Below are 14,829 nucleotides of genomic sequence, written 5' to 3' on the forward strand. Positions count from 1 at the left end.
AGTCAGCCTTGAACCAGTCGTTTCCTTCATCCTCCCTGCCGGCCCGGAAGATGGCCAGATGGGCCACGTTCGCCGTTCTGCTGGCGGTTATCGTCATCATGCTGGGTGCCTGGACCCGTCTCGTGCACGCCGGGCTGGGTTGTCCTGACTGGCCCGGCTGCTATGGCTTTCTGACGGTGCCCCAGAGCGAATCCAGCATTGCCATCGCAAACGCCCGCTTCCCGGATACGCCGGTGGACGTGGAGAAGGGCTGGCCTGAAATGATCCATCGATACGCCGCCGGAACCCTCGGGCTGGTGGTCTTCGGGCTGGCGGGATATGCCGTTCGCCACCGGCGCGAAGGTGTTCCGGTGAAGCTGCCGCTGTTTATTGCCGGATTTATCCTCCTTCAGGGCGCCTTCGGCATGTGGACGGTAACCCTGAAATTGTGGCCACAGATTGTGGCACTGCATCTTCTGGGTGGCTTTACGACGCTGAGTTTGCTGACGCTGTTGACCTTTCGTTTGCGTCGGCAAGCCAGGCAAAAACCGGATCAGGCGCCACCGCCAACGACTGCATTGGCGGGTTTCCGTCCCTGGCTGTATGGCGGGCTTCTTCTGGTGGTGATGCAGATTGCCCTCGGGGCCTGGACAGCGGCCAATTACGCGGCCGTTGCCTGTACCGACCTGCCCACCTGCCAGGGGCAGTGGTGGCCTGAGGGCATGGATTTCCGGCATGGGTTTGACGTAACCCAGCACGTGGGCCCCAACTATCTCGGTGGCCAGCTCACGGCTGATGGACGGGTCGCCATCCATGTTACCCACAGGGTGGGCGCCATGGTGGTGCTGGTGTATTTCACCGCTTTGCTGGCGTTGATGTGGCGGCGTCGTGGCGACTCCGGACTCAACAACGCTATCAAGCTGGTGTCGGTCTTATTGGGTATCCAGATCCTGCTGGGGTTGGCCAATGTGATTTTCCATATCCCCCTGTCCATCGCCGTGGCCCATAACGCCATGGGTGCGGGGCTCCTGCTTTCAGTAATCCATTTGATCTGGCAGCATCAATTGTTACCGAAGCCACACACCGCCACAGAAACACATACAACAACAATGAACCAGGAGGTTACGGCATGAGCGAGCAAGTGGAAGCACTGCCGGCCCAGGCAATTGCGAGCGACTCCAGAACAACCATTTCCTGGCGTGACTATCTGGAGCTGACCAAGCCCCGGGTGGTTGCGCTGATGATCCTCACCTCGGTAATCGGCATGCTGTTGGCGGCGCCTGGGGTGCCCGGCTGGGGCGTTCTGGTGTGGGGTAATCTTGGTATTGCCCTGTTAGCGGGTGCTGCAGCGGTGGTTAACCATGTGGTGGACCAGAAAATCGACACGGTCATGGCCCGCACCCGCAAGCGCCCGGTAGCCACAGGCAAGATTTCGCCCCTGGATGCGGTGCTGTTTGCGGCCATCCTGGCGTGTATTGGGATGGCCGTGCTGATGTGGCAGGTGAATCATCTTACTGCCTGGCTGACCCTGGCCTCCCTGGTGGGCTATGCCGGTGTCTATACCCTGTTCCTCAAGCGGGCCACGCCCCAGAACATCACCATCGGCGGCCTCGCCGGTGCTATGCCACCGCTGCTGGGCTGGACCGCCGTAACCGGACAGGTTGAGGGCCATGCCCTGCTGCTGGTGCTGATCATCTTCGCCTGGACCCCGCCGCATTTCTGGGCCCTGGCCATCCACCGCAAGGAAGAGTATGCCAAGGCGGGCATTCCCATGCTGCCGGTCACTCATGGCAACAAGTTCACCGAGCTGCATATCCTGCTCTACACCCTGATGTTGCTGGCGGTCAGCCTGCTACCTTTTGTCACAGGCATGTCCGGCGGTATTTACCTGGTTGGCGCCCTGGCCCTTGGCCTGCGCTTCCTGCAGTACGCGGTGCGGCTGTTGAAGGGGGACGACCGGCGCGTGGCACTGAATACCTTCAAGTATTCCATCACTTACCTCATGGCGCTGTTTGTGGTATTGCTTGTGGATCATTTTGTATTCTTCTGAGTCAGACATTGTGCTGACGCAGGCGGGGATGGCTTTCCGAAACACGCTGTAAATACGTCCGTGTACGTTCGGCTCCGCCATCCATGGCTCCGCACGGTTTCGGAAAGCCATCCCCGCCTGCTTGTCTGACCATCGAATTGGACGATCCATGAAAACTTCGAGCTCTATCCGCCTTACCCTGTTTTTCCTGCTGTTAATCGTCGTTCTGATCTTTGGACTGGTCGTTGGCAGACAGGTGTTTCTGGTAGGTAACCAGGAACCGATTCCGGCGCCGGAGCTGACGGAGTTCAATACCTACGTGTATGACCAGCCCAGGCAGCTAGCGGAATTCACGCTGACGGACGAGAACGGTGAAACGGTCACCCGGGAAAGCCTGAGGGGTCGCTGGACCTTTGCCTTTGTGGGCTACACCAATTGCCCGGATATCTGCCCGGCGGCCATGGCCAATTTGCGCCAGACCGACAAGCTGCTTTCTAAGGAATTGCCCCAGCCGGACTATCTGCTGGTGAGCGCCGATCCGGAGCACGACACGCCGGAAAAACTCAAAGCCTACACCGATTTCTTCGGAGAGAACTTCCATGGCCTGACCGGCGATCTCGATACCCTGAGGGAACTGGCCAAGAGCCTCAGCGCGGTGTTTGTGCACCGGGAGGTGGACGGCGAGCTGTTGGTGGATCACAGCGGCCATTTTGCCCTGCTGAACCCCGATGGCGAACTTGCTGCTGTGATCCAGCCACCCCATAATCCGCACAACCTGGCCGAGGCCTTCGAGCGGATCTACCAGTGGGCGAAGGCCAATCGTGACCGGGTAAGCTCCTGAGGCCCTGAAAACCAGGAACCCGATGCTCCCTATCGACGCCATTCTTCCAGAGCTGCAAGCGGCTCTAGAGCAGACCAGTACCATACTCCTGCAGGCCCCGCCGGGTGCCGGTAAAACTACCCGTGTTCCCCTCGCTCTGCTTGAGGCGCCCTGGCGCGGTGACGGCAAGATCCTGATGCTGGAACCTCGTCGCCTGGCGGCCCGGTCCGCGGCCCGGTATATGGCCAGGCAGCTCAATGAACAGCCCGGCCAGACGGTGGGTTACCGCACAAGGCTGGATACCCGGGTGTCTGGCGCAACCCGCATTGAAGTAGTGACCGAGGGTATTCTGACCCGGCTGATCCAGGCCGATCCGATGCTGGAGGACTACGCCGCAGTCATCTTTGATGAGTTCCATGAACGTTCCCTTCAGGCGGATCTTGGCCTTGCCCTGGTTCGGGAATCCCAGCAGGCGTTGCGGGAGGATCTGCGGCTGCTGGTGATGTCGGCAACCCTGGATACCGCACCCATTGCCAGGGTGCTTGGAGACGTCCCGGTAATTACCAGCGAGGGGCGGGCATTCCCGGTGGCTATTCACTACCGGCCGTTGCCCCGCAATGGACGGATGGTGGATCAGGTCACGTCGGTGATTCAGGAGGCACTGCGGGATCAAACCGGCTCCCTGCTGGTGTTCCTGCCCGGCGCCGGCGAAATACGCCGGGTGGAGCAGCAACTGCGGGGAAACCTGCCGGACCATGTGATGGTTGCACCGCTTTACGGCAACCTGAAATCGGAACAGCAGGATCAGGCCATCTCACCGGCGCCTGAAGGCCAACGCAAGGTGGTGCTGGCCACGGCCATTGCCGAAACCAGTCTGACCATTGAAGGCATACGGGTTGTCATCGACAGCGGCCAGCAGCGCCGGGCGGTATTTGACCCAAATAGTGGCATGACGCGACTGGTTACCGGTCGGGTCTCCAGGGCCTCGGCGGAACAGCGCAAGGGCCGGGCCGGCCGGGTTGAGCCGGGCATCTGTTATCGCCTGTGGAGCGAATCGGAACAGTTCGGACTGGCGGACTATACGCCTCCGGAAATTCTGGAGGCCGATCTGGCGCCCCTGGTTCTGGAGTTGGCCCAATGGGGCGCCCGGGCTGCCGCCGCTGTCTCCTGGATTGATGAGCCGCCGGCAGCCCACTGGCAACAGGCGGTGGCCTTGTTGCAGTGGCTGGATATGCTGGATTCAGACGGGGCTATAACGGATCACGGCAAAGCGGCCCGTGACCTGGGAATCCACCAGCGCCTGGCCCATATGGTCCTGAGGGGCCGCACCATGGGGCTTGAAGGGCCTGCCGCGGCACTGGCCGCCCTGCTTGGAGAACGGGATCTTCTGGGCCCCGGCGCCGGAGCGGATATGCACGAGCGGATTCGTGTGTTTTACGGCGAGCGACGTGACCGCACGCTGGATGCGGCCCGCCTCAAGGCCGTGCGTCAGTCGGCCCGAAGGCTTTCCGGGCCGGCTCCTGCTGATGCGCCAATGCCGTCCGAGACGGAGGTAGGACGATTGCTGGCTCTGGCCTATCCGGATCGTATCGCCCGCCGGCGTGCGGGCAAGGCGCCAAGGTACCAACTCAGTAACGGCAAAGGCGCAGCACTGAGAGAGGAGGATCCCCTGGCCCGGCACAACTGGCTGGTGGCCGCCGAACTGGATGGCCGGGCCCGGGAAGCAACCATCTACCTGGCGGCTCCGGTGGACACTCCGGATCTGGAGTTGGATCTGGCTGACCACATCCACGAGACCGAAGAGGCGCTTTGGGACGACAGCCAGGGCAAGATCCTGGCAAGACAGGTACGTAAACTGGGCGAACTGGTGCTGCAGGAGAAACCGATTACCCGGGTGGATCCGGAGCTGGTTCAGCAGGGCCTGATCAACGCCATCCGGAAAAAGGGCCTGGAAAGCCTGCCCTGGACCGACGACAGCCGCCAGTGGCGTGCTCGTGTGCGGTTGCTCGCCGACACCTTCCCCAATGATGGCTGGCCGGACACAAGCGATGCGGCCTTGCTGGAAAATCTGGAGGATTGGCTTGGACCGTTTCTGGCTGGCATGGGCCGCTGGTCGGATCTGGCCCGGGTCGACCTGCTAGCGGCCCTGAACAACCAGCTTGATTACCCGGCACAACAGCAGCTTCAGGCCCTGGCGCCAACGCACTTGAGCATCCCCACCGGCCAGCGGGTGCGCCTGGACTATACCGCGGACAATGGCCCGGTTCTGGCGGCCAAGCTTCAGGCCCTGTTCGGCTGGACAGAAACCCCGGCCGTTGCCGGCGGGCGCGTACCGGTGGTGATCCATTTGCTCTCACCGGCCCAGCGTCCGTTGGCGGTCACCGCCGATCTGGCCAGTTTCTGGCGCAACGCCTACCCCGAGGTGCGCAAGGACATGCGCGGCCGATACCCCAAGCACCCCTGGCCGGAAGATCCCTTTACCGCCGAGGCCCAGCAGGGCACGAAAAAACGCCCTGCTCGCTGATCCGCTGGCTGACCAGGGAGTGTGGCACCAGCTCAAAGTAGACGTTCCGGGGGGTTATCCACTCTCCTTCAGGCGCGTTGAGTTCGTTTACCGGCATTTCCTCAAGCTCAACCGATGCGGAGTCCGCGTCGCTCTGGCGGAAGCTGTCCGCCAGAACCCAGAAGGGCTTGTTGGCGGCCTTGGCTGCCAGGGCCAGAAGGAGGGTCCCGCTTTTATTAATGAAATATCCATCGTCGAGCCAGGTATCGCACCCGGTGATCACCACATCGGCCCCGGAGATAAACAGCCCCATCTGGGCATCGGTAATCAGCGTGACGGGTACGGAGAGGTTATCCAGGGCACGGGCCAGGGAGTGACCCTCAAACCCCGGGCTGCTCTGGGTGCAGATGACGGAAAAGGACTGTTGGTTCTCGGCCATGCTCCGGAACAGCGCCAGGACCACAGAGCTGGCACTGTGGGTCATGATTACGGGGGCTTTCGGCAAATGCTCGCGGGCGTGTCGGGAAATGCTGGTGGTGGCGTTTTGTAACTGATCCCGCGTGTCCAGGACAGCCTGTCGTGCGGCATGCGGATCACTGGCCAACCGCTGTTCGATCATGCCCAGGGCATTGCCAATCACGATCATACTCGGGCGGGCGGCCCGGAGCTCTGCCAGCAGCCGGTAAAGGGCTTCAACCCCAGGCTTGGTGTCGTCCAGGTAGGATAACAACTCGTCGAGGGTATTCAGAGCCAGCTGCGTGGCGCCGGACTGAAAGTCTTCTCGCACGCCGGCCAAAATAGTCCGTGCCCTGAAATCCAGTCCTTGCATTTTTTCTGCCTCCTTACATCGCCTGACCCAAGGGTAGCAGCAGTAAGGCATTTCCTGATTCCTGAATAGTGAAAATACCACTTGCCTGAGCGGAAACCCTGTATAAAATACGCGCAATTCAACCCCCCGAGTGCGCTGTATCCATGCACCTTGTCTCTTTCGATATTTTCCGGACCCTTGGCTTCCCCAACACCACGGTTCTCAAGCCTGATCAGTTTCTGCGCCATAAAGAACTGTTGCGGGACGCAGAGTGGGTCCTGTTCCCGGAATACTGGCAGCTGAATGCCCTGGTTCATGGTCTCAAGTGCCGGGTGTTTCCCAGCGAAGCCAGCTATCGCATCGGCCACGACAAGGTGGAGATGACCCGTGCATTCCAGGCGGTGGCCCCGGAACACACGCCCTGGACCATGGTTGAGGCCAACGGCCCGGTGGAACGTGACATGATCTGGGATGCCATGGTGCATCCGTTCGTGGCAAAGCTCCCCAAGGCCAGCATGGGCGAAGGCGTCTGGCTGATTGAATCCCGTGAGGACTGGCGCCGCTACTGCGAACGCACCGACGTGCTCTACGCCCAGGAATACCTCCCTCTGGACCGGGATGCGCGAGTTGTGGTGGTTGGCGATCGGGTGCTGACGGCTTACTGGCGAACCCAGGCCGATCAGGGCTTCTACAACAATGTGGCCCGGGGTGGCCGCATTGACAACAGTCCGGTTCCCCCGGTGATGACGGACCTGGCGTTGCGGCTGGCCAGGAATCTGGGTGTTGATCACGCAGGCTTTGATATTGCGCTGGTGGATGGCCACCCTTACGTACTGGAATTCAACCGGCTGTTCGGAAAAAAGGGATTGGGCCAGGGCACGGAGCTCCAGGAGGCGATTCTCGGCTATCTCCGGGAACAGACCGAACCGGAAGACCCGGACGGCCCCACCGAACCACCGCCGATATGGCCGGTGGCGGTCTGAAGGCTAAGCGCGGACGTCGATCAGACTGCCGACGCTGTCAGACGGATTAGCGCCGGCGGTCGCTGCTGCCGTTTCCGTCACGCCTTCAAGCAGCTGGAGGGCGCCCTGCTGGGCCATATCGAGGGAGGCTTTCAGGACAGAAAGCTGTGCCTGCTCCTGCACGCGCTGCTGATTCAGCTGAGTGCTGGCGGCGGCGATTGAGCTGATGTCCGACATATAAAAACCATACAGTTCTGATCAAATTATGTTCATCCTAACATGAGTAGAATAGCCCTCAACGCTCCTTTTCATTCGGTAACAAATTCTCTTCTTTTTATGGGTAAAAGTGCTCATATCCGGGCCCTGAAAAAAGCCCGATGATCGCGCTATCTAACGGGTGCTGCAGCCTTGCTGTGGCGCCTTTTTTTATGCCTGTTTGCCCTGTGGAGGGACACACCACCCATGACCGAAGCCGCCAACGCCAATATTGCTGATTACTACAGCACCGAGACTTTCAAACGCATCAAGGACTTTGCCGACGGCAAGGAAACCCCGTTCGTGGTGATTGATACCGCCACGATTGATCGCCAGTACGATGAGCTGGTGGAAGGCTTCCCCTACGCCAAGGTTTACTACGCGGTGAAAGCCAACCCGGCCCCGGAGGTCCTGACCATGCTGCGTGACAAGGGTGCCTGTTTCGATATCGCGTCGGTATATGAGCTGGACAAGGTGATGGCCCTGGGTGTGCCCGGTGAGCGCATCAGCTACGGCAACACCATCAAGAAGGCGAAGGACATTCGCTCCTTCTACGAGAAGGGCGTGCGTATGTTTGCCACTGACTCCGAAGCGGACCTGCGCAACATCGCCAAGGCGGCTCCGGGTTCGAAGGTGTACGTACGCATCCTGACCGAGGGCACCCTGACTGCCGACTGGCCGCTGTCCCGCAAGTTCGGTTGTCAGACCGACATGGCCATGGACCTTTTGATCCTGGCCCGTGACCTGGGCCTGGTGCCCTATGGCGTGTCTTTCCACGTGGGTTCCCAACAGCGGGAAATCGGCGCCTGGGATGCGGCCCTGAACAAGGTGAAGGTGATTTTCGAGCGTCTGAAGGAAGAAGACGGCATCGAGCTGAAGATGATCAACATGGGCGGCGGTTTTCCGGCCAATTACATCACCCGCACCAACGAGCTGAAGGTGTATGCGGAGGAGATCGCCCGGTTCCTGCACGAGGATTTTGGCGCCGAGCTGCCGGAGATTATCATCGAGCCGGGCCGTTCGCTGATTTCCAATGCCGGTGTGCTGGTGAGTGAAGTGGTGCTGATTTCCCGGAAATCCCGCACCGCCCTGCACCGCTGGGTGTTCACCGATGTGGGCAAGTTTTCGGGGCTGATCGAGACGCTGGATGAGGCGATCAAGTTTCCGATCTGGACGGAGAAGGTGGGCGAAGGCGAGGACTGTGTGATTGCCGGGCCAACCTGTGACAGTGCCGATATCATGTACGAGCATCACAAGTATCCGTTGCCGTTGAATCTGGCCATCGGGGATCGGATGTATTGGTTGTCTACCGGCGCCTATACCACGACTTATAGCGCCATTGAGTTTAACGGGTTTCCTCCGTTGAAGGACTACTACATTTAAGTTCGGAGTCTGGCCGCGAAGCGGGGAAGCTTTTTCTTCTGGGAAAAACAACTCGCTTCGCTCAGACATTTTTTCCCGGCAGAAAAAGCTTCCCCACTCCGCGGCCGCTCGGGCTTTACTCGGGGAGTCCGCGAGGGAGAAATTGGTTTTTTGGAAAAGGATCAGCTTTCGGGCTGGTCCTTTTTTCGTTTCAGGTCGAGGGTGAAGGCCAGGGGGAGGACCAGGACGCTGTAGGCGATGATGGTGAAGATGGCGTGTCGGGCGTCGCCGGTCCAGTCGGCGATAAAGCCGCCGGCCATGGGTATGGAAAACGCCATGGTGTAGCCGACCAGGAAGGTGCCGGCAGACAGGCGTCCGGTTTCTCTGGAGGTGGTCACCAGGGGCGGTACGGCGACCAACAGGATCAGGAGGATGCCGGCAGTAAGACTCATCAGCGTGGCGCTGGCGATAGACCACCAGCCGGTGAAGGTGATGGCACCGAGGGTGCCTATGATGCTGATGCCTGCGGTAACGATGATGACCGAGCGGCGGCCGACCCAGTAACGGGCCATTTTCAGCATGGTCAGGGAGGCGAAGACCTGGGCGATGTTGTACCAGAACAGGGCATCGGAGAGTTTGTCGAACTGGCCCTGCTGTTCCAGAAGGTTGCCCATGTAGGCATTGAGGCCGAAGAACATGGAGCCGGAGAGACCCAGGAGCAGGCCGATTTTGAGGGTCAGGGGGTTGCTCCAATCGGGCAGCCAGGAAACTTTACCGACGGGTTTTGCCCTGTCGCGTCTGGGCAGATAAAGCGCGGCGGCAACCAGCAGGGCCGGCAGGGACCAGGCCAGGAGGGTGGCCCGCCAGCTGTTGTCCAGCAAGGGCATGAGTACTGGCAGGGTGATGCCGGCGCCGATGAATTCGCCCATGAGCATGCCGTTCATGTAGATGGCGGATCCCAGGGCCAGGTGATGGGGTTCGAGCCATCGTGGCAGCAGTGCCGGCAGAGCGGGCTGCATCATGGCAACACCCAGCCCCATGACGGCGCTGGCCAGCATCAATGTGAAAGTGTCGGGTACCAGGCCGCGGCCGGCGGAGCCGATGACCATGATGACCATGGCAAGCGCCAGGGTATTGCGGGGGCCGATCCGGGCGATGGCCAGTGAACCGGGCATGGAGCCGATGGCCAGCATCAGAATGGGCAGGGTTGTCAGGGCGCCGGTCAGTGCCTGGGTCAGCGCCAGTTCGTCGCTGATGAACGGCGCCAGGGGTGGTGCTACCAGTACGGGGATCCGCAGATAAACGCCGGCCAGCCAAAGCAACACCGCCACCGGCAGCAGTCTGGCTGGCGGTGGCGGTGCGGTTGCGGCCTGATGTTCAGCCACGGTCAAAACGAATCAGTCTTCGCTGGTATCCGGCAGGTAAGCGCCGTCTTCGTCATGGACTTCACGGCCAGTGACCGGGGGGTTGAAGGCACAGATCAGTCGCATGTCCTCTGTGCCACCGTAAAGGGTGTGCTGGTCATGCTTGTCGAGTGCGTACAGGGTTCCGTCGGTGATCTCGTGGGTTTCACCGGTCGCTTTGTCCAGGATTTTGCCGTTACCGGCAACACAGTAGACAGCTTCCAGGTGGTGTTTGTACCAGAGGTTCAGTTCGGCACCGGCCGGGATGATGGTTTCATGGAAGGAGAAACCCATGCCGTCCTTTTTCAACAGCATACGGCGGCTGGTCCAGCCCGGTCCGTGTACTTCGCGCTCGGTACCGATGATGTCTTGCACTCGTACGATTTTCATTCGCATTCCTCATTTTGTGATGGAATAGCCTTTTAGTATAAACATCCCTTTCAGGTACGGTTCAACCGCCAATCGTCGTAAACAGCCATGGCCCGCTCAATGGCCGAGGTGAACTTCTCCCGTTGGCGTTCGTCGAGGGGGCGCTGTTTACGACACTTGTCGAAGGCCCTCTGGATGTCCTGTCGGCTGGTTTTCCCGAGGTTTTCCAGCCAGTGATGGTCCGCCGGCTCCAGGTCCAGCAGTTCCCGTCCGGCGTGATTCCGGTGGCTTATGTGCCACCAGTGATCCACGGCACGCCCCAATACAACATAGCCGAACTGGCTGTCCTGTACAGGGCCGAAGGTGGCTGTTTTCAATCCGTCCCGAAGTACGCCGATGTTCAGAGCTGGCAGGGCCAGCCGGTCGCCATAGAAATAACTGCCGGCGGCACCGATCAGGCCGCCCACCAGAGCGCCGGTTCCAAGGGAGGAACCGAAGGTCAGTGCGTCGATCCCTGCACCGCTGACGGCGCCCGCGCCGAAGCCGGCAGTGGCCAGGTAGCGCTTGCTGACGGCCCAGGCTTTGCGGCTGTCTTCCGAGAACAGGTCGTGCTCACTGTGCCACTCCAGTTCGGCTTCCTGGCGTCGGATGCGCTGGTGCTGGTACAGGTGTTCGATATCCACGCGGAGGGTCTGTTCCCGCTTCCGCTGATGGCGGTACCAATCCTGGCGTAGCTGGTCGGCCAGCGAACCGTCACTGGTTCCGGCAGCCTGGCCAGCGGTCAGGGTTCGTTTCTCCTGGAACGACATCATGTCCTCGAGTGCCCTGGCAATCAGTGCCGCGGCCTGTTGGCGGCGCTGCTGACGCTGGGCGGAGAGGTAGTGAGTGGCCTGTTCCAGTGGCCTTTCCCAGTCTGGTTCCAGCTGTCCGAATGCCCTTAACAGGCCAAGATGTTGCTCGAACGGGGCGCGAACGGCGTCGAATCGGCGAACAACTTGGAAGAACTGGCCTAGAGCAGCCTGCCAGGTATCACTGTAATCGTCGGCGCCGATGCTGTTTATCAATGCCAGACTCGGACGGCCGGTCCAGCGCAGGATGGTCATTTCCGCCTCGTGCTCGGCGCTGTAGGGTACCGAGCCGTCCACCACGTAAATGATCCCGGCACCCTCGATCAGAGGCATCAGAAGCTCGCATTCGTCGGTGAACCGGCCATCGTCCTGATGCTGAGTGACAAAGGCTCTGACGGTGTCAGCGTGGTCAGAGGCGGAGACACTGTGGGCTTCCAGCCATTCCAAAACCCTGCGTGGGCGCTGGAAACCGGGTGTATCGACCAGGGTGTAGAGGGTCTGCCCATCCACTTTCAGTGGATAGGCCTGGTGCTTGCGGGTGGTGCCGGGTTCCAGGGCAATGGCAATGGCATCGTTCTGGGACAGGGTGGCCACCACACTGGACTTGCCCTTGTTCGGGTGCCCGACCACGGCAAACGTAGGCGCTTGAATCATGGCTGCTCCCCAACTGCTGAATAGGGATCCCGCATCTGGAAGGAGGGCAGCGAAACCTGAACGAACTCGCCGCCAACCCGCTCGGCAAACCGGAGCCAGGGCTGAACCTGGTGGGCATCGGGTTCCTGGTTGCTGTCCGCGGCCAGGGGAACCAGCGCGACCCGGGAGCCACGAGGCCAGGTGCCACGGGCTGTCTCCAGGAAATCCTGCAGTTCACCAGTGGGGGGCTGCCAGCAGCGCACCAGCAGAATGACGGCCTTGGAACGGTTTTTCAGGTGCTCAGAGATCCGGCTCAGGGTCTGGTCATCGTCCGAGAGGCTGGCGCTGCCGCCCGACCGAAGCACGAGCTCCTTGCCCGAGCGAAGCCCCTCTGGCAATTCAGGCTCCCCGGCGCCCGCCCAGCACAGCAGGATGTCGCTGTCAGGCAGTGGTAGCAAATTGCTTCGAGCACTGGTGTCCGGCAGGTCGTCGGCATCATGGTGGCTGTTGCCAGTGTCCAGGGCGGGTGTTTCCATACGATACATCAGGGCGTGCATGGCCGGGTGGCTGGCGAGCAGGCGACGGGCCTTTTGTCGTGTCTGCACGGCGGCCAAGCCCCAGAGAATGAGACGTGGCAACAGAACCCAAATTGTCCACAGCATGGTGACAAATGGCCACCATTGGCCCCACAGGGCCGGATCAGGATTTGCCATTGGGTCGCCGGCCCGGAAAAAGCGCGTCGCTTCGACCAGGGCAAGATCCGGGGCGGCTGCCGGCCAGGCCCAGGCCCAGGGCGTGGCGACGGTGCTTATTAATCCGTGATAGCTCGCGGCAGCGGTGTCCAGTGTAGTGCTCCAGCCGAAGGCAAGATCCTGAACGACGACCATAGCCAGCAGGGTGATCAAACCGGCGGTGGCGAAAGCACTACCGCCCAGGTGAGCGGCCCTGGCCATCAGCAGTGGCTGGAGCTTGCTGAACATTCCGTGGCCAGGATCGGCCCCGAGCCGCCGCGCCAGCCAGCGCCAGGGCTGCCATCCGGCCAGGGATTGCAGGGTGGTAAACAGGGCAAGAACCAGGTGCAGAACTATGAAGGCCAGAAAAACCGTGATGTTGATGCGTTGGCCTCCATCGTAAAACAGCAGGCCGGCCATGGTAAGCATGCCTGCAATCAACCCCACCGCTGAAAAGCCAGCGGTAATCCGGCGCCAGGTTGCCAGGGTTCGGTCGGTGGATGCCGGGGTTGCCCGGGGTCCGCTGAGCCGGTTCAGGTGGGCCAGCCAGCGGGCGGCGTCCGGGGCCACGCCCTGCTTTTCACACACCAGTGCGAACTTGCGGTCCCGCCGATGCAGGAAGGTGGGAGGCTGTGATCGGTCCCGTTGCGCCTGGCTGTCAAACTCCAGCAACAATCGGAGGGGGCTGTCGGTCATTCAGGGTTCCGGTGTCGAATTCGGTCTGTCGGGCCCGTCGGGCTTTAGTGCTAGGATATAGGGATACCCGCACCCGATACCAGACAACGAGAGTCCATGCCCCACCATCTGATGAACCTGCGCCATGTACCCGATGACGAGGCCGATGAAATTCGTGCTCTGTTCGATGCCCACGAGGTGGCCTATTACGAAACGCCGCCAAGCCGCTGGGGTATCAGCATGGGCGGTTTCTGGGTGCACGATGACGATGAGGCGGCCCGGGCCAGGGCGCTACTGGACGAGTATCAGCGGCAACGCTATGAAACCCAGCGGCGGGCCTACGAGGAGCACCTGGCCAGGGGCGAATCCGGCGGTTTCTGGTTCATGCTCAGGCAGCGGCCAATCCGGACTCTGGCGGCCTGCATTGCCATTCTGGTGATCATGGGCCTGAGCCTGCTGCCGTTTATCCGGATAGGTTAGCGGCGCGGGCGTCACCCCTCTTGCTGGCGGGCGAGGAACCCTATCGCCTCGTCTACCGCATCGCCTGCAGTCAGGAAGCTGGTGACATGCCCCCGCAGGTGCATCTCGTAGAGTTCGCTGTAGATCTTTTGATCCTCAAGAGCTGCCCGGAAACGTTCTGCCTGACTGAAAGGCACCAGCATATCCATGGCACCGTGAAACAGGAAAAAGGGCGGCGCGTTGGCGGTTACATGGCTGATCGGGGACGCCATGCGATAGGTTTCCGGCATCTCGTGCAGCTCTCCACCAAGGAACTGCCGGATCAGTTTGCCCGAACCAAAGGCCATGAGGTCGGAAGGCAGGCCACCGGTGACAACCGCATTCAATCGGGTTTCCGGTCCGCCGTAGGGCTGGTTCAGATCGCTGTCGGAGCTTGCCAACAGGGCCAGTAGCGCAATCAGATGGGCGCCGGAGGAGAAACCGAAACCGCTCACCCGGGTGACGTTCAGATGATACTCATCGGCGTGCCGGTTCAGCCACTGTCGGGCCAGTTGCAGGTCGTGCAGCTGGGCCGGGAAGGTGTATTCCGGCGCGAACCGGTAATCGATGTTCATTACCGCGAAACCGTGACTGGCCACCTCTTCGGCGATCCAGGCCATGTCCTCCCGGGATCGGCGTTGCCAGCCGCCCCCATGAACCATCAGGACAACCGGATAGCGCCGCTGTGAGACTTGCCCGGTCGGAAGGTAGAGGTCGGCGAAGAGCGCTTCTGGCCAATCACTGGGCGAAAACCGCAAGTCCTTCTCTACCCGGAAAGCGACCTCGTCCGGGACGCCAGCCGAGGCAGGCCCGTTATGATGGGTGGCACACCCTGCCAGTACCAACAGGCTCCCGATCAACGCTGTCACCACGCCAGTTCTTACATTTTCGCGGTGGTTTGATACGCGCATCCTGTTTCTCTCCCGAAGCGGTCGCAGATTCGTGTCCAGATTC

14 protein-coding genes are annotated in these 14,829 nt (G+C 61.0%); 7 read left to right on the top strand and 7 right to left on the bottom strand.

What is annotated here, in order from left to right:
* Positions 1–50: 50 nt before the first annotated feature.
* The 4 genes from ACO06L_RS14355 to hrpB all read left to right on the top strand — a co-directional run bounded on the left by ACO06L_RS14355 (position 51) and on the right by hrpB (position 5,352).
* Positions 51–1,112 (top strand): COX15/CtaA family protein, encoded by a 1,062-nt coding sequence (locus ACO06L_RS14355; protein WP_064230080.1) that lies wholly within the window; start codon positions 51–53, stop codon positions 1,110–1,112.
* Entirely contained in the window at positions 1,109–2,029 is a 921-nt protein-coding gene (gene cyoE / locus ACO06L_RS14360) for a heme o synthase (RefSeq protein WP_064229402.1), read from the top strand. The genes ACO06L_RS14355 and cyoE overlap by 4 nt, the downstream gene beginning before the upstream one ends.
* Before the next feature lie 148 nt (positions 2,030–2,177).
* Positions 2,178–2,849, top strand: coding sequence for an SCO family protein (locus tag ACO06L_RS14365; protein ID WP_064229401.1), 672 nt, complete (start codon positions 2,178–2,180; stop codon positions 2,847–2,849).
* A gap of 22 nt (positions 2,850–2,871) precedes the next feature.
* Positions 2,872–5,352, top strand: a complete 2,481-nt coding sequence (gene hrpB / locus ACO06L_RS14370) for an ATP-dependent helicase HrpB (RefSeq protein ID WP_421845865.1) — start codon at positions 2,872–2,874, stop codon at positions 5,350–5,352.
* On the opposite strand, the gene ACO06L_RS14375 is transcribed toward hrpB, so the two are convergent.
* On the bottom strand, positions 5,306–6,160 hold the full coding sequence (locus tag ACO06L_RS14375) for a translation initiation factor eIF-2B (RefSeq protein ID WP_202346283.1): 855 nt from the start codon (positions 6,158–6,160) through the stop codon (positions 5,306–5,308). The genes hrpB and ACO06L_RS14375 overlap by 47 nt on opposite strands.
* 143 nt (positions 6,161–6,303) lie before the next feature.
* On the opposite strand from ACO06L_RS14375, the gene ACO06L_RS14380 reads away from it, so the two are divergent.
* Positions 6,304–7,122, top strand: a complete 819-nt coding sequence (locus tag ACO06L_RS14380) for an ATP-grasp domain-containing protein (protein ID WP_202346284.1) — start codon at positions 6,304–6,306, stop codon at positions 7,120–7,122.
* Between the two features lie 3 nt (positions 7,123–7,125).
* Here ACO06L_RS14380 and ACO06L_RS14385 read toward each other — a convergent pair whose 3' ends face one another.
* Positions 7,126–7,338 carry a YjfB family protein gene (locus tag ACO06L_RS14385; RefSeq protein ID WP_202346285.1) on the bottom strand — a complete coding sequence of 71 codons (213 nt, stop codon included), beginning with the start codon at positions 7,336–7,338 and terminating at the stop codon, positions 7,126–7,128.
* Between the two features lie 225 nt (positions 7,339–7,563).
* Here ACO06L_RS14385 and ACO06L_RS14390 point away from each other — a divergent pair, with 225 nt between their 5' ends.
* Positions 7,564–8,739: a type III PLP-dependent enzyme gene (locus ACO06L_RS14390; protein WP_202346286.1), complete on the top strand. Its 1,176-nt coding sequence runs from the start codon at positions 7,564–7,566 to the stop codon at positions 8,737–8,739.
* A 161-nt stretch (positions 8,740–8,900) separates the two neighbouring features.
* On the opposite strand, the gene ACO06L_RS14395 is transcribed toward ACO06L_RS14390, so the two are convergent.
* From ACO06L_RS14395 to ACO06L_RS14410, 4 genes are read right to left on the bottom strand one after another with little or no spacing between them, the layout of a single operon-like run.
* On the bottom strand, positions 8,901–10,103 hold the full coding sequence (locus tag ACO06L_RS14395; protein ID WP_202346287.1) for a CynX/NimT family MFS transporter: 1,203 nt from the start codon (positions 10,101–10,103) through the stop codon (positions 8,901–8,903).
* Between the two features lie 12 nt (positions 10,104–10,115).
* Positions 10,116–10,511 carry an ectoine synthase gene (locus tag ACO06L_RS14400; RefSeq protein WP_064229395.1) on the bottom strand — a complete coding sequence of 132 codons (396 nt, stop codon included), beginning with the start codon at positions 10,509–10,511 and terminating at the stop codon, positions 10,116–10,118.
* A gap of 50 nt (positions 10,512–10,561) precedes the next feature.
* Complete coding sequence (locus ACO06L_RS14405) at positions 10,562–11,992, bottom strand: GTPase/DUF3482 domain-containing protein (RefSeq protein ID WP_202346288.1); 1,431 nt, start codon at positions 11,990–11,992, stop codon at positions 10,562–10,564.
* Positions 11,989–13,398 carry a DUF2868 domain-containing protein gene (locus ACO06L_RS14410; RefSeq protein WP_202346289.1) on the bottom strand — a complete coding sequence of 470 codons (1,410 nt, stop codon included), beginning with the start codon at positions 13,396–13,398 and terminating at the stop codon, positions 11,989–11,991. Before ACO06L_RS14410 ends, ACO06L_RS14405 begins: the two co-directional genes overlap by 4 nt.
* A 96-nt stretch (positions 13,399–13,494) precedes the next feature.
* Here ACO06L_RS14410 and ACO06L_RS14415 point away from each other — a divergent pair, with 96 nt between their 5' ends.
* Positions 13,495–13,857: a DUF6164 family protein gene (locus ACO06L_RS14415; protein ID WP_064229392.1), complete on the top strand. Its 363-nt coding sequence runs from the start codon at positions 13,495–13,497 to the stop codon at positions 13,855–13,857.
* Positions 13,858–13,868: 11 nt separating this feature from the next.
* On the opposite strand, the gene ACO06L_RS14420 is transcribed toward ACO06L_RS14415, so the two are convergent.
* The gene (locus tag ACO06L_RS14420; protein WP_202346290.1) at positions 13,869–14,786 is read right to left on the bottom strand and encodes an alpha/beta hydrolase; all 918 of its coding nucleotides are present in this window, start codon (positions 14,784–14,786) and stop codon (positions 13,869–13,871) included.
* Positions 14,787–14,829 lie beyond the last annotated feature (43 nt).

The organism is Marinobacter sp. (assembly GCF_965229985.1).
GTDB lineage: Bacteria > Pseudomonadota > Gammaproteobacteria > Pseudomonadales > Oleiphilaceae > Marinobacter.